At 49.3% G+C, this 17,035-nt stretch carries 18 protein-coding genes; all 18 read left to right on the top strand.

What is annotated here, in order from left to right; all coding sequences use genetic code 11:
* Positions 1–62: 62 nt before the first annotated feature.
* The 18 genes from LMH68_RS19425 to LMH68_RS19340 all read left to right on the top strand — a co-directional run bounded on the left by LMH68_RS19425 (position 63) and on the right by LMH68_RS19340 (position 16,987).
* Positions 63–434 (top strand): hypothetical protein, encoded by a 372-nt coding sequence (locus LMH68_RS19425; protein ID WP_017061840.1) that lies wholly within the window; start codon positions 63–65, stop codon positions 432–434.
* Between the two features lie 174 nt (positions 435–608).
* Positions 609–911, top strand: a complete 303-nt coding sequence (locus LMH68_RS19420; protein ID WP_016800279.1) for a type IV conjugative transfer system pilin TraA — start codon at positions 609–611, stop codon at positions 909–911.
* Positions 912–952: 41 nt separating this feature from the next.
* Positions 953–1,258, top strand: coding sequence for a type IV conjugative transfer system protein TraL (traL, locus tag LMH68_RS19415; protein WP_016800278.1), 306 nt, complete (start codon positions 953–955; stop codon positions 1,256–1,258).
* Positions 1,258–1,818: a type IV conjugative transfer system protein TraE gene (traE, locus tag LMH68_RS19410; protein WP_016800277.1), complete on the top strand. Its 561-nt coding sequence runs from the start codon at positions 1,258–1,260 to the stop codon at positions 1,816–1,818. The genes traL and traE overlap by 1 nt, the downstream gene beginning before the upstream one ends.
* Positions 1,815–2,540 carry a type-F conjugative transfer system secretin TraK gene (gene traK, locus LMH68_RS19405; RefSeq protein ID WP_016800276.1) on the top strand — a complete coding sequence of 242 codons (726 nt, stop codon included), beginning with the start codon at positions 1,815–1,817 and terminating at the stop codon, positions 2,538–2,540. The genes traE and traK overlap by 4 nt, the downstream gene beginning before the upstream one ends.
* Positions 2,537–3,949 (top strand): TraB/VirB10 family protein, encoded by a 1,413-nt coding sequence (locus tag LMH68_RS19400; RefSeq protein ID WP_017061841.1) that lies wholly within the window; start codon positions 2,537–2,539, stop codon positions 3,947–3,949. Before traK ends, LMH68_RS19400 begins: the two co-directional genes overlap by 4 nt.
* Before the next feature lie 11 nt (positions 3,950–3,960).
* Entirely contained in the window at positions 3,961–4,341 is a 381-nt protein-coding gene (traV, locus tag LMH68_RS19395; RefSeq protein WP_016800273.1) for a type IV conjugative transfer system lipoprotein TraV, read from the top strand.
* 4 nt (positions 4,342–4,345) lie between these two features.
* The gene (gene traC, locus LMH68_RS19390) at positions 4,346–6,889 is read left to right on the top strand and encodes a type IV secretion system protein TraC (protein ID WP_016800272.1); all 2,544 of its coding nucleotides are present in this window, start codon (positions 4,346–4,348) and stop codon (positions 6,887–6,889) included.
* The gene (locus LMH68_RS19385; protein WP_016800271.1) at positions 6,886–7,233 is read left to right on the top strand and encodes a TrbI F-type domain-containing protein; all 348 of its coding nucleotides are present in this window, start codon (positions 6,886–6,888) and stop codon (positions 7,231–7,233) included. Before traC ends, LMH68_RS19385 begins: the two co-directional genes overlap by 4 nt.
* A gap of 4 nt (positions 7,234–7,237) precedes the next feature.
* Positions 7,238–7,960, top strand: a complete 723-nt coding sequence (gene traW, locus LMH68_RS19380) for a type-F conjugative transfer system protein TraW (RefSeq protein WP_017061842.1) — start codon at positions 7,238–7,240, stop codon at positions 7,958–7,960.
* On the top strand, positions 7,957–8,973 hold the full coding sequence (traU, locus tag LMH68_RS19375; protein ID WP_029222902.1) for a conjugal transfer pilus assembly protein TraU: 1,017 nt from the start codon (positions 7,957–7,959) through the stop codon (positions 8,971–8,973). The genes traW and traU overlap by 4 nt, the downstream gene beginning before the upstream one ends.
* Before the next feature lie 12 nt (positions 8,974–8,985).
* Positions 8,986–9,672, top strand: a complete 687-nt coding sequence (gene trbC, locus LMH68_RS19370; protein WP_016800267.1) for a type-F conjugative transfer system pilin assembly protein TrbC — start codon at positions 8,986–8,988, stop codon at positions 9,670–9,672.
* On the top strand, positions 9,669–11,429 hold the full coding sequence (gene traN / locus LMH68_RS19365) for a type-F conjugative transfer system mating-pair stabilization protein TraN (RefSeq protein WP_102561068.1): 1,761 nt from the start codon (positions 9,669–9,671) through the stop codon (positions 11,427–11,429). Before trbC ends, traN begins: the two co-directional genes overlap by 4 nt.
* A gap of 24 nt (positions 11,430–11,453) precedes the next feature.
* Positions 11,454–11,657, top strand: a complete 204-nt coding sequence (locus LMH68_RS19360; RefSeq protein WP_016799995.1) for a hypothetical protein — start codon at positions 11,454–11,456, stop codon at positions 11,655–11,657.
* A 12-nt stretch (positions 11,658–11,669) separates the two neighbouring features.
* Positions 11,670–12,479 carry a type-F conjugative transfer system pilin assembly protein TraF gene (gene traF / locus LMH68_RS19355; RefSeq protein WP_170962716.1) on the top strand — a complete coding sequence of 270 codons (810 nt, stop codon included), beginning with the start codon at positions 11,670–11,672 and terminating at the stop codon, positions 12,477–12,479.
* Positions 12,480–12,494: 15 nt separating this feature from the next.
* A complete protein-coding gene (gene traF, locus LMH68_RS19350) occupies positions 12,495–12,932 on the top strand; it encodes a conjugal transfer protein TraF (RefSeq protein WP_016799993.1) in 438 nt (145 codons plus the stop codon).
* A 71-nt stretch (positions 12,933–13,003) separates the two neighbouring features.
* Positions 13,004–14,290, top strand: a complete 1,287-nt coding sequence (locus LMH68_RS19345) for a conjugal transfer protein TraH (protein ID WP_241904846.1) — start codon at positions 13,004–13,006, stop codon at positions 14,288–14,290.
* A 12-nt stretch (positions 14,291–14,302) separates the two neighbouring features.
* Positions 14,303–16,987: a conjugal transfer protein TraG N-terminal domain-containing protein gene (locus tag LMH68_RS19340; protein ID WP_017061847.1), complete on the top strand. Its 2,685-nt coding sequence runs from the start codon at positions 14,303–14,305 to the stop codon at positions 16,985–16,987.
* The last annotated feature ends 48 nt before the right edge of the window (positions 16,988–17,035 follow it).

The raw sequence follows: 17,035 nt of genomic DNA, 5'->3' as shown, positions 1-17,035 counted from the left end.
GAGAGCCCATTGTTTTGTTCTTTTAAAAGAGCAAAACAATGTCCTTAAAAGGAGTTTGAATAATGCAAATTGTATACGGATATTGTCGTAAAAATGAGGCGGGGAATTTATTGGACCGCTTTGTTAAACAAGGGGATTTTGTCAGCTTCAAAGAACTGGGCTCGGTCGGGCGTGAATACATGGCATTTGCTGCTTTGTTGCCTTTTACTGACCGCCTCCCCTTTCCTTTCTATTGGAAGGGCGTTCATTTCGTTTCGGTTCAAAAACACACCCAATCAGTCCGTCAACTCACACCACCACCATCAAAAAATGCTCGCAAAAAACATTATCGTAAACTCAAGAACACGATCATGACCCCTCAAAATTGGAAACAACACGTCTGTCGCAATCGCGGTTTGAAGTCTGTAAACGCTTCCTTGTTGCCTTTAATGTAATCGAGAAGAACCATGGGGCTCAACGGCAACACCTTCACTCATGCGGCCCAAAGCATTCCCCAAAATATGGGGAACTAACAACGTCCATTTTTCAACCCACCAGATGCACGACACCCCTTTTGATAAAAGCGGTGCGATGTCGTGCCTCTTTTATTTACATTTAAAGGTAACCACATGAAAGATAAAACCTCACGCTTCAACCTTCCTCTTACGTATTGGCGTCACTTTTGTACGCTACTGGCCGTCTACTTTGCCTGTGCGTCACCCGCTTACGCCGATGACCTTTTTGCCAGTGGTAAAGATACCGTGACCAACACGGTAGGGACGGGGTCTTCTGGCGAGTTCTACATTCTGGTGGCAGGCCTGATTGGCGGCATCATCGTGGGCATCATGCAAAAGAACTGGGTGGGTGGCATCATCGGCTTTTTCGTTGGCGTGGTGTTCTGGGAAGTTGGTAAAGGGTTTGTAGGCTTATAAACCACATAAGGAGAGCGCGAAACTATTCGCCCTATTTCACTATGGATCATCAAGACAAACAAACCCTCTTCGCTTTTCCAAACTACTTACAAACCGACGTCAAAATAGTCGGATTTCCAATCGATGAAATACTCCCTTCTATCTTGTTGTTTTTGATGTTGTTCAACATCAATCGGTTGGTCGCGGTCGCCGTGTGTATCGGCTTTTTCCTCACCATTCGCAGCTTAAAAGTCCGACACGGCCCCAAATTCATCATTCACTTCATCCACTGGTATGGGGATGACACAGCGAATAAAACCATTTTTAAACGCACGCCCCCCGCCACAAAAAAATATTGGATTTACTGATGCTCAATGAACATAACGGCGAGGCGCTTAAAGCGGCTCGCTTTATCAATTACGTCCTCACCGCGGTGGTGTTGATCACCGCCTTAGGAACCGCTGGGTTGAGTTTTGCTTTATTAAGCCAAAACCAAGCGGAAAAGCGCACCTTCGTGCCACCTCATATCGACCGAGCGTTTACGATCTCAAGCGATGCGGTTGATGAAGCGTATCTTTCTATGATGGCCGATTGGTGGATACACCTAAAATTTAATGTCACGCCCTCTAACGTTAAACGTCAATTCAACTTACTCATTACCTACGTGCCGCCTAAATACTGGAGTGGCTTACAAGACAAGTTGATGCGAGAAGCCGAATTTATCATCGAGAACGACGTCACCAGTTTTTTTGAAGTTGACACGCTGTCTATCAACCTGAATGAAATGAAAATACGGGTCAAAGGCACGCTCAACAAAACCATCGCGGGGCGCACACTTGACCCTGAGCCCGTGACGTATCTACTCCAAGCCGATTACTCAAGTGGCTTGATTGAACTTCACACCATCGCCCAAGAGATACCGTTATGAAAATACGCTTGATTTATGCTTTTTTTGGTTTGTTGTTACCCATCATGAGCCACGCCCATACGATTGACGCAAAGACCTACTATTTTGAGCAAAATGATACCATTGTGTTGCCCTTATCCTCGGTCAACACCAACCGTTTAGTAGTGAAAGACGACAAGATATTAAACCTTCATTGCCCTAGAGGGTTTTGTCTCGCTAAAGCCAATCAACGAGACCAATCGGGCTCTATTACCGTCAAACTCAACATCGCCTTGCCTTTTACCGCGCACGTCACCACAGAGAAAGGTCAAAATTTCTCGCTTTTTATCAACCCTAAAGCCGTCCCTGCGGTGGTGAATGAGTTTATTCCGCTTCGCTCTACTGCAGAGAAAAGTGTCTTTGAAAAAGATCTCGAATACCCTTTGGCCTTGGGGCAACTCACCAAACAAATGATACATTGGCAGCGTTCAAAGACGCCTATCCCAGGGTTTCGTGTCCATCCGATTGACCCCGAAACCCTCCCCAAAGACACGTCGCCACTGGCCATTATTCCGCAGACCCTTTTTGTAGGCCGCCCCTTCTCAGGGCTTATTTATCAAGTTAAAAACCAATCCAATGACACCGTCACTCTGACCGAAGCGCAATTTTACAGTTACGCCAGTCGGAGCGCCTCACTTGACCGTTATACCTTACCCCCAGGTGAATCTACACATCTGTACATCATCACAGGAGGTCGCGAATGAAACGATTGAAACAGTGGCTTTTTAGAGAGTCAGACTTAGAGGATGGAGTGCTCGCCAATGACCAAAGTAAGCAGCGTAACCAAATACTCAGCCTGTTAGCCGTTGCGCTCTTAGTCGCAGTTTTTTTTGCGTTTAAAGCCTTTAAACAACCTCGAACCTCGCTAGATACTGCGAAAGAAGTCGTTGAGTCAGCCCCCAATTTTGGGGAAATCATTACTGATGATTTTACCGACAAAGACAACCGCTCAGCCTTGACCTTACAAGGTCAAGACATTGAAGACGTCAAAGAAAAGATGGAAAACCTCAATCGAGACGTCGATCGTTTGATGACGAGCAACGAAAATACGATTTCGCAAATGAAGAAAGAGAACGAGATCTTACGCGAGGAATTACGCCAACATCAAGAAGCGCAGCGCACCATCGCCTTGCCATCAACCCAATCGCTATCCTCAAAGGAAGCCGGTCACCTCACCGTCATGGGAGAGCCTGCGCCGTTTGGCTCGCGCCCACTTCCTCCCAAACCTTTACCCTCTTACGCCACCAATGATCTGCAAAAAGAGAGCTTTCAATACAGCAAAGCCGATAAGGCCTCGTTTGATGACCAAGGGCAAGCGTTTGACTCGTTTGATTTTTTTTGGACAGCCTCCTCAGAGTCAGCGTACCAACGAACCGTCGACAATTACGTCCCGTCGGGCACCTTTGTGACCGCCAAAATCACCGGTGGCGCCGATGCCAATGCCGGGGCGTTCGGCCAAAGTGATACCGCCCCCATCGTGTTTCAAACCGTGCATGAAGGCGTGTTGCCCAATGGAGAAAAGAGCCACCTCAAAGACTGCACCATCATTGGGAGCGTGTACGGTGACCTTTCTTCCAATCGCGGCGTGGCGCGCACTCACACCCTCAGCTGCATTCGGGACGGTCGAATTTTAGATATCCCCGTTCAAGGCACCGTCTTTAACTTTGGGCGCAATGGCATCCGTGGCACCTCGATTTTACGTAACGGCAAAATCGTCCAAATGGCGGGGATCTCAGGCATCTTAACAGGACTGGGTGAGACCGGGGCGGGCTTGGCCAGCACCACCTCAACCTCAGCGCTTGGCTCAACGTCGAGCCTCAACAGCAAGGATGTGGGATTAAGTTTATTGGGCAATGCCACCTCGGACGTGGGGAGTAAGCTTTCGGATTACTACATTGCCTTAGCCGAGTTATATCACCCCTTCATCGAAATCAATCCAGGGGGCATCGTGAATATCGTCTTTACGAAAGGGTTCCCTCTGGATGATGAGGAAGCGATCAAACGCTATGTTGATCATCAGACAAAAGAGCAAGAGCAAGCAAAACCAGACACCCTTTTAGAAACCATCACACTCAACCCTCTCGCGGCAGAAGTTAACCAACAATTAAATTAAGGTCGGCTTTTATGACTATCAAACTTTTCACAGCGCTGCTTATTAGCCTACTAGCAGGTTGCTCTGCGGGCTTTCAAGATGAATTTAGTTGCCAAAAAATCGGCGGTATACCCGGCTGCGCCAGCATGGATGACATTCGCAACATCTCGACACACCCAACAACACAACAAGTCGCCGAGGCTAACGTCCTGGCTTCCCACCCTTTTGCCTTACTGCCAAGACGCACCCGTGAAGGCCATCCTATTCGAACCCAAGACACGGTTAGGAAGGTGGTGATTTTTCCCTTTACTTCGGATGACACCACCACTTACCTCGACACAATGGATATTTACATTGTGTTAGACGAGTCTACCTGGACAGGTCGCCCTGTTCAGGCTATCAAGAAGGATTAACGCCATGGGCGTCTCAAAAGATTTAAAGGGTTTTTATCAAGAAGCCAAACGTGAATATAACCACCTTCATTCTGAACTGCCTTACCGCACTTTTGATGCGCAGCACAGCCTCTTTCATAACAAAAAGGGCGTAGGATTTGGATTCAAATTGAGCGTCTTAACGGGGGCGAATGACGACATGGTGGAGGCATTTAACCGTCTCATCATGGATTTACCGCCTGGCCATAAATGGGATTACCATTTTTCCATGATGGGCCACAACCACGTGAGTCATTTGATTGAGCAAAATACCGCCTTGAAATCCGCTCGTGCGGGTATTTGCAGTGAATTAGCAAAACAAGAAGCCGATTACGCCAACTTTGCGGCTCACCACGGCTTTTTTCATCGTCAGAAGCATTACTTTGACATCAAAGATTACAGCGCGTGGTTGTTTGTCTCCAGTACGGACGATGTTGATAGTGTGTTGGATTGCAAAGAGGCGCTCACCACGACTTTATCCCAAATTGGACTGGAGCTCACGCCGCTTACCCCCGAAGGCTTAATCAACTACGTCGAAGGCATTCTCAATTTTGACCCCACACAAACCGCCCCTCGCGGATCTGACTACGCACCAGAAGCGTTGATCTACAAACAAGTCCTCTCTCCTGATACCGAGTTTTTAACTCGCCGACATTACACCGACGTTCGCTTTAGTAACCGCCAACATCAAACGGTGACCTCGCGGATCATTTCATTGGGTTTACGCAGTACACCTCGAACTTTCCGCCTTTACGCCTTGCCCGATTGTTTTGCGTCCTTAAAGAGCGTGGCCAAAAATGTGCAATGTCCACACCTCATGACCCTCAATTTTCGCCATCAAGAATCGGGCAGTTTTGCGACCAAAAATGGCGGACGCATTGGAGAGCTGGAAAAAACACTCAAGTCCCCGATGGCATTTTTCTTCCCTCAAGCGAAGAAAGAGCAGAGCGAACGCGAGCAAATTCGAGATGAAATGTCGGATGGCATCAACAGCATGGCATACATGCACCTGACGCTGACGTTATTTACCAACAAAAAATCCGAGCGACTGCATCGCACTACTGCCATTAACGCCTTTCGCTCTGGCGGGATTGATTTACAAACCGTCTCGATGCTGCAAAGCCAAGCGCTCATGACGACCTTACCGTTCATGATGACCGATGGGTTTTGGGCCGATTGCGACCGTGCTGGACGCATTCAAACCGTAAAAACCGGCAATGTGGCCAACCTCTTGCCTCTTGTGATGGACGTAAAGAATTTCAGTGGCGGCATGATGCTTCCCACCATGCGCCAACAAGCCTTTTGGTTTAATCCGTTTAATTGTGGCTCAGATAACTACAACATCGCCCTGACCGGAGGCTCCGGGGCAGGAAAATCCTTCTTTGTGCAAAAGCTCGCCGAAACCCTCTTTGCCATGAACGGTAAAATCTGGGCGTTAGATAAAGGAAAGAGCTTTAAAAAGCTCACCTTGATGCTTGGCGGCCGCTACATGACGGCTGAGAAGATTTACCTCAATCCATTCACTCATCTGGAACGCATTGCCATGGGGGATGACTATACCGATGAAAAAGGCGAACAGGTCAACCCTCTCAAGGAAACGCTGCACACCATCACCGGACTCTTTGCGACCATGGCCTGCCCCACACACGAAATGGGAGATTTTGAAAAATCGGTCCTCGGTGATTGCATCATTGCGGCTTGGCAGGCACACAAAAGCGAGACGTTGGTTGACCATGTGCAAGAAGCGCTGTTTGCGGCGGCCGAAAAACAAGGCGGTGATCGCCGCCTTTCTGATATCGCCATGCAACTGAATAAATACCGCTCAGAGGGGATCTACGGTGACACCTTCAATAAACCGTCCATGCTGGATCCCAATGTCCACTTTACCACCATTGAACTCGACGGATTTCCCTCGGACATCATGCGACCGGTGATTTTTGCGCTGATGTCGAGCATCACTCAGCAGATGTACCTTTCAGGCTCTCGTTCAACGCCGAAGATGTGCATCATTGAAGAGGCGTGGTCTCTGATGGCTGGCTCTAATGCACAGGCACAAGAATTCATCAATACCGGTTATCGCACCGCCCGAAAATTTGGGGGTTCGTTTTGCACCGTGACGCAAGGGATTGAGGATTTTTACAGCACACCTGAAGCGCTCGCTGCGTTCAATAACTCCGACATTCACATCACTCTGCGTCAAGGCAGTGGATTGGCGAAATTCATCAAAGACAATCCTTCACACTTTTCACCCTATGAGCAATTTGTCATCAAGAGTTTTGAAAAGTCCTCCATCGCCGGTTACAGCTCTGTCATGCTAAAAACCGGTGATGTAACGACCTTTCATCGCTTGTTTGCCGATCCTTTTACTCGTGCGTGCCTTTCGACAGAGCCGCATGAGTTTGAGTACTGTGAAACCTTGATGAACCAAGGCGTCCCACTCATGGATGCGGTCAATCAAACCGCAGAGCATTTTTACGGACCAGAAATTGAGATCTTCAACACCCTCATCTATGGTAAGGAGGCCAAATGAAATCCATCCGTCACACACGTCTTGTCGGTGCCCTGTTTGCCATAGTGTTGATGATGTTCACGCTGATGGCCGTCAAGCTCAACACCGCCCCTCAAATCGTGGTCTTCGATATCGAACAAACGTTAGCGCAATATCAAGACCAACTCATTGAAGCCAACCTCAGCGATCAGGAGCACAGCGCGCAATTGGCGACCTTTGATACGGAACTCAGGCGGCTCTTGAAAGAATACGCGCAAGCGCACCATCTCGTGATTATCGTGCCAGGCGCGCTCATCAGCGGCGCACCGGATAGAACCACCGAGATCCAACATTACGTTATTGAGGCGCTTAAAAAGGAGTCATGATCTTATGATTGTTCACGGGCATTCATTCATCAAACCAACAGCACTCTCAAAGGTGCTCGGTCTCACTTTACTTGCCATCGCCCCCACCGCTCTTAGTCAACAATTTGGGCGTCAAGGCGAACTTTTCCCTATTGCAGAGGTAGACATGTTGCAATGGATTAACAGCAGATTGACACACTTAGAAGCCACGGGAGAAACCGCAAAGATGCAACAGCAGTTTGTGGAGAACGTAGAAAATAACGTGCGAAGACCCCCTCCCGTTAAAGGGTTGACCGCCACCACCGCGCCCAACACCTTTTACATCGACCCATCATTAAAGCTGGCCACCGATATCAAAGATGCACAAGGTAACCTCCTTTATGCTAAAGGCCTCGTCATCAACCCTTTTGATACCGACACTTGGCCAGTCGACATTCCCAAACAATCATTCGATTACTCGTATGTGATTGTCTTTCTTGATGGTGACGACCCAAGCCAGCGCGCTTGGGCTAAACAATACCGCGCAGATAAGCCGATAAAATGGACCCTCACCAACGGCAGTCCAGAAAACGTCGCCACGGAGTTTGACGCCCGAATTTATTTTGACCAACAAGGTCACTACAGCCGTCAATTTCAACTCTCACACATTCCCGCTCTGATTGAACAAGACGGAGCGCGGTGGAAGATCACAGAGATCGATGTGACGCCGTTCACCACCATAAACAAGAGTGCGACGAACACAAAATAAGGAGAAAGACCTTGAGATCCCATGGGTTATTACTGCTTGGTTTGTTCCTATTTCCTTGGCAAACCCAAGCTCAATCCGCCGCTTGTACGGGGCATTTCTTAAATCCATTGTCTGATATTTGTTGGGACTGCCTATTTCCTATGACACTGGGCAGTGTGCCTCTCATTAGCTCGACATACCCTGACACCGCCAACCCAAGCATGCCGATCTCCTATTGTCCTAAACCCCCGCCCATTTTTATGCAAATTGGCTTAAACATTGGGTATTGGGAGCCGTATTCCTTGGTGGACGTGACGCGAGTCCCTTATTGCATGGTCAACATGGGGATGCAGTTGAGTAATGACAATAGCCAACAAATAGGAGGCTCGCAGCACGACTCAAGCAGCAAAACCAGCGGCAATGCTTTTTATCACGTGCATTGGTACAAATATCCGGTGATTTACTGGCTACAACTGATGCAGTCGGCCGCCTGCATGGCCACGGATAATTTCGATGTGGCCTACCTCACCGAGCTTGACCCGTTTTGGGATGATGATGAGATGTCGTTCATTCTTAACCCCGAAGCCATTTTGTTTGGCCACCCCATCACGCAGCTCTCTTGCATCACCGAAGCCATGGCGACCACCACCGGGCGCGTTTTGCCTTTTGATGCGCTTTTTTGGTGTTTAGGCTCACAAGGCAGCGTCTACCCATTAACCGGTAATAGCGCTTACTCTCATACCGGCCCTCAAGTTGGCACACTGATGTTAGAGCGTTTTAATTTTAAAATGCACAGGCAAGGCATTGTGTGGGAAACCCGGGGCGAAGATGGCGCAATCTGTTACCAATGGCCAGAGCCTATCTTGCCGAAAAGTCGCTATCGCTATCAATTGTCGGCACCGATTGGTGATGCCGCTCATTGTTATCCCTATGGCACCACCTCGTCACTTTGGGAGCAAGGTAAAGACAACCCAACCACCGGCGGTAACTTTGGTTTTGTGAACTGGCGAAAACGTAATTGCGTATTTTTATAAGGAAATGAGACGATGTCATTTAGCCCAAGAGCCTCATGGCTGTTACTTATTCTGCTGGTTAGCCCTCTCTCAACAGCCGAGAAGGGTTACTCTCAAGAAGAGCTCAAAGCGCTTGCCAAGCAAGAGCAGACCATTGCAGCGCCAACCAATCACAGTGAACTGACCACCTTTCTTGAACGAGGTCAGCAACATAAGCAAGAAGCGTTGTCGATGAATCAACACCTCGATAACGTGTTGCAAGACTCGCCACTGGCGAGTGTTCTTGGGGTGCCTCAGGAAAATCCAAACAAAAAGGCGCAAGGTGTGATGGTGTTTGTGTCGCTTTCCATGCCAGATAACGCGCTTAGACAGCTACTCAAACAAAGTCAGCAATATCAGGTTCCTCTCGTGATACGTGGGGTACTGCCAGAAGGCATGGTACCGACAGCCTCTCGAATACTGAGTTTGTTAGAAGCGGACGACGAAGAAATGGCCATTGATAGCGGTTTTGCCATCAGTCCACAGTGGTTTCGTCAATTTAACATCACCCACGTCCCCGTGTTTGTGGCCATTGGAGAAGCGTGCAATGAAGCGTCTTGCCCGCAAAGTGATTACGACATGGTTCACGGCAACCTCTCCCTTCCTAACGCATTAACGATTTTAAGCCAAGGCGATGTAGGACACATCGCCAAACAAGTGCTCAATAGGAGTTCCCCTTGAATTCGCCCTTTTCACTACTTTTTGTTTTTCTCTCTTTCAGCGCTGCTCTCTTACTCTCCCTTCATACCCTTGCCGCCCCTCAAGAAAACACATTCTACGACAACGTGGAGTGGGCGAAAAACACCCCGAACGAGGCTTACAATGACTCAGAAATGACGCTTAACCTGTCAGACTTCTGCAGCGACAATAATCCAGGGTGTGAAAGCAAAATCCGACAGCCTGATGAAACCGGGATGACTGATGCACAAATCACAAACCAATCCACGTCGGAGTTTGGCAACAACGAACACGCTCAAGCGATACAAGAGGGGTTTGACAATAATAGTGTCACCATTGACCCAAACGATGATACGTATCGATTCGCCACCCTTGGCATTGAGAACGCCTATGAAATCAGTCATGGTCAGTCTAATCAGTACGTGGATTGTGACAACGCCACGCAATGCGTCATTGATAACATCGCAAAGCAATGCTACCGACCAACTCACAACCCGGTCCCGTGTGACAAAGTCCCCGTCGCCTCCGTGAGCCTTAGTGAAGTGATCTACCGCTGCCCATCCGGCTGGACAAAGCAAGGGGATAATTGCCAACGCCCTCTCTCACAATGCCGACACGATAATCACAATTACGTGAGGCAAACGGGGGGAACAAGAGGGTTTACAGGGTCAGATACCACGTATTTCTGGGATGGGAAGGTTGTCTCTCCCAACCAAGGCTACACGCTTGGCGATTTAAAACAGACCGACCACATTGTCTGGAAAAGTAACGAATCCTGGTATAAACGCTACCAGATTTGTCGCCCCACCACACAAACGAAAAAAGTCACCTTGAGCTGCTCAAACGGATTCTCCTTATCCGGAGGGAACTGCATCAAGAACAACATTACTTGGCGAACAGAATGCAACCTGATGAACTCATGCAAGATCACTCGCCAGCAATGCATTGAAGGTCGAGCCACCCGCATCATTAATGGCATACCGACCACGCTTGATTGCTGGAAGTATCGGGTTGAGCACCAATGCACTCGACCCAATACGTGCAACGTCCTGCCCGCCGATTGCACCACGACGTCAACCCATTGCAGCCTCCAGCAAAACGGTGTGTGCATTGAGGAGAAAGTCAATAAATCCTGCCCACAGCGGCGCTGCAGTGCCACCCAATTAATCTGTGGAGAAGAGAGCTTTTGTCTGGATGGCGATTGCTTTGAAGCCATGGCGACCACTTCAAACCGCTTTAATGAAAGCACCTCAGCCTTAGCCGCGCTCGCAGAAGCCGCTGACGGTATGGGTAACCCACCGAAGATATTTACAGGCAAAGGCATGAAGTGCACAGACGCCGCTTTTGGTTTTGCCGACTGCTGTAAAGACGGCGGTTGGGGCACGAGTATTGGCATAGCCCAATGCAATGATGAAGAGAAAGCGCTCGGTCAAGCCAAAGAGCAAGGCATTACGATAGCCCTTGGCCGTTATTGCGCAGAAAAGGTCTTAGGCGCGTGTATCCGGGAAAAGAAGACCTACTGCGTCTTTGATAGCAAATTGGCGCGCATCATCCAAGAGCAAGGCTCGAAAGGTCAACTTGGCATCAGTCTGGGAACCGCCAAACACCCCATTTGCGGCGCCCTTACCCCCGAGCAGCTTCAAGACATAGATTTTGAACGCCTCGACTTTTCGGACTTCTACGACGACATGCACGGCAACACCAACCTGCCTTCGGCCACAGAAATCCAAGAGCGATTACACAGCGCTTATCGCCATTAACTTAATCAATGATGAGGACATGATATGGATCCCCTACTCCCTTTACTTGTGGCCACCCTGTCGACAACCGGGTTTGCCATCACCCTTATTCGGCATCTTCTGTTCAAACGAAAACTCCATCAGCTCAAGCAAGAAATGATGAGGCACCAACAACAGCGTGGCATTGATGAAGCACTTTGGACGTTATTTCACACGCGCACCCACAAGATGCTGAGTTTCTGGCAATAATGAGGTCACACCATGAAGGACTTATCCACAAAAACGGTGAACAACTCAATTAACCGATTAACAATCAAACCCCTACCGTTAATGTTGTTGGCTTTATTGGCCTTTCACAGTATCGCCGATGAGCCCCCCAAGGGGTGGCGCTGGTATAACGAGACCAAAGCGCCCAAAGTCCCTCCCAAAGAGGAGGAGAGCCTCCCCCCCAACAGCGTCTCTACCGTGATGAGCGCCACCGAGCAGATGCAATGGTTCCACCGCGCGTTTGATGAAGCGTTAAACGATGCCACCATTAACCCAACCGATGAAGAGAAAAATCTAAAATTGATGAAGCTGAAAAAATTCATCGATGGCAAGACCACGCAAACGGGCATGACCTTCAAAAAGCTCATCAACGAACACCCCGAATACTCGTACACCAAAGACCGCCCCACAGAGCAAGCCGCAAGAGCGACGTACTATCAAGGTATCCAACTCAAAAACGAAGCCACTGTGCGTCAATTGGTACAAGAAGGTTGGGGCCTCTACTTCATCTACGAAGGGCAAGACGCCTTATCTCAAACCCTAGCACCCTCAATCCAAGACTTTGCCCACCGGTACCACATCGAACTGGTCGGGATCAGCAAAGACGGTCAGACCTTTGAGACGATTAATGAAAACCGTATTGATAAGACAGGGCGTGTACAGGTGCGCTACACACCGGCTTTAATGCTGGCCAATATCCACACCAAAGCACTCAAGCCCCTCGCCTACGGCTTCATTTCACAAAAAGACTTGCTCTCTCGCTTTCACAACGTCGCGACCAATTACCAAGACAGCGACTTTTAACTTAAGGACGCCCCGATGAACGCTTTTATCCGCACGTTATTGTTGAGTACGCTGATGACGCTCGCCTCAACCTCCCTCACTCAAGCGCAACCCCCTCATGCGATGACAGGCCAATACGCCTTGGTGTTCTTCCATTTTAGTCAGTGCGCTGAGTGTCACCACTTTGCCCCAACCATGAAGCGGCTAGAGCAAACTACTCAACTACCTGTGTACGATTTCTCCTTTGACGGACAACCCATCCCCGGTTACGCGACGCCTATACCGACCAACTCTGACATCACCGCTGCGTTTTTTGGGGATCTCAAAAACGCCATTACGCCCGCCACGTTCTTAATCAACGTCAGCAATGGTAAGTACGTGCGTTTGAGTGAAGGCAATGTTCCATACACTGAGCTGCTTAAGAGCTACCAAGCCTTGCGCGCCGATGTGGCCATCATGGAGAGTTTACAATGACGCGACCTACCCTCCTGGCTCTCTTAATGAGTCTTTCATGTTCACTTCATGCCGGCGGCTTGGGCGACGCCATGAACAGCTTTTGGGATGACAGCAGTTTTAACAGCAACATCACGAACCCAAGTGCCTATCAGGGTCAATCCGCCACCTACTATAATGCGGGCAGTTTGTTTGCTCGCACCAACATCAAAAACATTCAACTGGCCGCCATCACCTTGCCTTCTGTCAGCGCAGGGTGCGGTGGCATTGACGCCTTTATGGGCGGCTTTTCTCATATTAACTCTGACCAACTGGTGGCTTTTGGTAAAGCCGTCATTGCCAACGCCGTGCCCTTCGCGGTGGATTTAGCGCTGCAAACTTGGGCGCCGAGCATCAAAGAGAATCGGGACAAACTGCAAGCCATTGCTGATCAGTTCCTCACCACCTCGATGAACTCTTGCCAAGTAGCGCAATCGGCGGTCTCTGGTTTAGCGGCCTTTACCGATGGGGAAGCCAAGCGACATGCCTGCGCCACCCTAGGCACGCAAAGCAACGCTTTCGCTGATTGGTTAGAAGCGCAACACGAATGTCGCAACGTCCGTACCAACCAGAGCACACTGGCTAGCAACACCGATGACGCCACGGCGCACGCAGTGAAAGTGAACTTAAATGTGGTGTGGGATGCGCTCATGAAAAGCGCTTACCTTCAAGACAATCAAGAGGTCGCCGAGTTTATCGTAAGCCTCACTGGCACCGTCATTTACGACGCGCAGGGGACGCCAAGCTACATTCCGGCCATGTTAGTGGGTAACGACACCGCCATTAACGCCCTTTTGACCGGAGGGGATTTGGAGGTGTATCGATGCGACAACACCGAGACCTGCCTTTCGATGAGCCTAAGCGCCATCAGCCTAAATGAAAGCCAAGCCTTTAACGCCAAAGTGCGCCACACCGTCGATACGCTCTATGCCCACTTACAATCTGACCAACCTATCACCGACTCAGAGAAGAGCTTTGTTGAACTCAGTGACATTCCTATCTTAGCAATGCTCATTGATGATGCGCACCTCAACCTACAACCAGAAAGCCATTTATACGCTCAAAATATTGCCGCCGATCTCTTGCATGCCTATCTCAACAACATGCTGATGATCGTCAATCAATCCATGACCAACCTCGCTTCGGTTAACCCAACCGACGTCAATCGCACTCTCGAAGGCATCAACAGTGCAAGGGATTACTTACAAACCATTCGAGACCGTCACAAAACAAAATTGAACGCGTACTTAGCCCTCACTGAGCGCTTAAAACGCAAACGAAAGCTCCTTAGCCAATCGGCAAGTGACGCTACCCTATCGAACCTCACCTTTGGCCATTAAAGGAGATCCCCAATGACCTTAGACTTTTATCTCTATGGCGCAGGCCCTCAATTACAACGAGCCTTGAACGCCGTCGCCACTTTTTTTACCACCAACACCTTTGGCTCGTTAATCGAAATCGCCTTACAACTGGCCTTTATCATCAGTGCCACCCTATTTTTTGTGTCTCGAGACGCGAAACATGTGATGCGTTTTATGTTCATTTACTTGGCTATCCCCACTTTTCTTATCAGCATGAAAGCCACCGTCCATATCAATGACGCGCAAAATCCTATGCGCATTTATTACGTGAATAACGTGCCTTACATCGTCGCAATACCCGGTTGGGCGGCCACCACGTTCATGCACGGCTTAACCGAAGGCATTGAAATCGTCTTTAGCAGTACAGAGGATGAAAGCTACAGCTCCTCAGGCATGGTGTTTGGTTCGAATTTATACACGTTGCTTCGTAGCGCCAACGCCGAAACCATTGATCTGCAACGCTATTGGAAAGACTTTTATCACAACTGCATCGTCGGAGACATTCGAATTAACAAAAAATACACCATGCAAAACATCCTGCAAGCACCGGATTTGCTGGGTTTTCTCGCCACAAAATCGATGTCCCCCATTCGTGGGCTCTATAACCCCCAGGGTCAATACAGAACCTGCCGCGACGCGTTTCCTGAACTCACTCAACAATTTGATGAAGAGGCCAATCAAACCATGAATAAACTGGGCGCGTATATCTTGGGACGAGAGAGCAACATCCAATCAACGTTCTTAAGAAACGCCATCGAGAATAGTCACCAAGATTTAATTGGGGTCAGTAACAACGCAGTCGATATTTTAAAACAGAACATGGTCATCAACATGACGCGCTGGAACATCGAAAACACGCACCGAGGTATCGCGGCCAACTACGCCTACACCGCCAACCAAATGCAAACGACAACCATGTGGGCCAACATTGGGCTGCAAGCCAAAGAGTTCATTCCGATGATGCACTCGATAGGGGTGATTTTGTTTGTCTGCTTTGGGGCGATCATTGCCATCATTGCCTTACTGCCACATATGACGTTACCTGTCCTTAAAAACTATATGGGCAGTTTTTTCTATCTGGCCACTTGGCCAATGATATTCACCATCCTCAACGCGATCATGATGTGGTTCTTAGAAGGGGCGACCCAGGGCGCGACACAAGGGTTACGCGGCATTACCCTCTCGAACATGAGCGGCATTGATTACGTCAACACACGTTACGCCGCCATTACTGGTTACTTGATGATGTCCACCCCCGCGATTGCCTTAGCGTTAACTAAGGGGGCGGCGGCCATGATGAGCAGTTTAAACTACCAACTGGCGGGGATGATAAACCAAACCAATGCCCGTACTTCAGCCGCGGCCTCAAGTGGTGACATCAGCCACGGTAATACGCAAATGCAGACCCACACGTTTAACAACGTCAATGGCAATAAGTTTGATACGTCGACATTGCTGAAACAACACGGCAGTACCACTCAAAGCGAAGACGGTCTGCTTTCAACGCAATACGGTGATAGAACGGTGTATGACACTAGCCCTACCGCGTCGAATTTCCAGTGGAATGTCGCCAGCTCTAGTCAATACAGTGAAGCGGTGCAAGACTTGCACACTAGCGCTCAATCCAACCTCTCGACACAACAAACGGCCTTGTCACAAAGCACACAAAGTGGCTCTCAATTGATGGCCGATTGGAAAGAGAGTTATTCTTCAACCCAAGGTTACGGTTTAACTCATGGACACGGTGCAACTGCTGCAGCATCAAAAGGCTTAGAGCAGGTCAGCTCCGCCACTGAGCAAGTCAGTGCGGCAACCGGATGGAGCCATGAGAAAGCGAATGCCTTCTTACACTCTGCGTACGGCGGTTATGACGTGAACGCTGGACTGTCAAGCGGCGCTCTCGGTGACGCCGTAGGGTTTAATGGGAGTGTGAACGCGTCCACGGGACAAAAATGGACACAGGAAGACCGCGAAACGCTCAGCAGCATGAGCAACGAACAACAAAGCCAAATGCAAGCCGCCATCGAATCCTACCGCTCTGGTGCCAACCAAACCATCGATGCGAGCAACCGCCTCACGGCCGACGAACGTAATACGGAGATGGGCACTTACGCCACTGGCTTTACGGCGAACTTTAGTGAGACGCAAGGCTTGATAACGTCCACGACACAAGCTCAACAAGAGGTCGATACGCTCAGTCAAGTCAACAGCCAAGAGCAACGTCATATGGCCAGCCTGACTGAGAAACTGGAAAAGCCATTCCAAGCGTTTGTTGAAAACGGGCGTACGAAAGACGAATCAGGACTCATACTAACGGGACAGGGCGACGATGCTCGTCAAGCCCGCGCGAATGCCTGGGAAGAATTTAAAACAACCGATACGTTTAAAGATTTTGTGCTCGCCAGCGTACCCACTCAAGAAGAGCACGAACAAGCCTTTAACCCTGAGCCGACCCAAGCCGAGTGGCAAACGATGGTGGGGGAACAATTTAAAGGCCAGGCTCTAGGTAATACCGGTCAAACGGTGCTGGAGCAGCATCAGAAACGCGGCGGCACAGAGCGTTATTACAACCCCGACAACCACTCACAAATCGTGAATGAAACACGTGAACAATTTGAGGGCACCAGCAAGCGTGTTGAGCCACCATCAACCTTGCAGCCAACAAAGAAGGAGTAGGATCAAACCCGTTCTTAACCTATAAATAATGGTTAATTATTGAGCAAC

Origin of the sequence: Vibrio sp. F13, assembly GCF_020806305.2 — a bacterium.
GTDB classification, from domain to species: domain Bacteria; phylum Pseudomonadota; class Gammaproteobacteria; order Enterobacterales; family Vibrionaceae; genus Vibrio; species Vibrio crassostreae_C.
The sequence above is the reverse complement of the archived record's forward strand: the minus strand, read 5'-3'. Positions and strand labels throughout refer to the sequence as shown.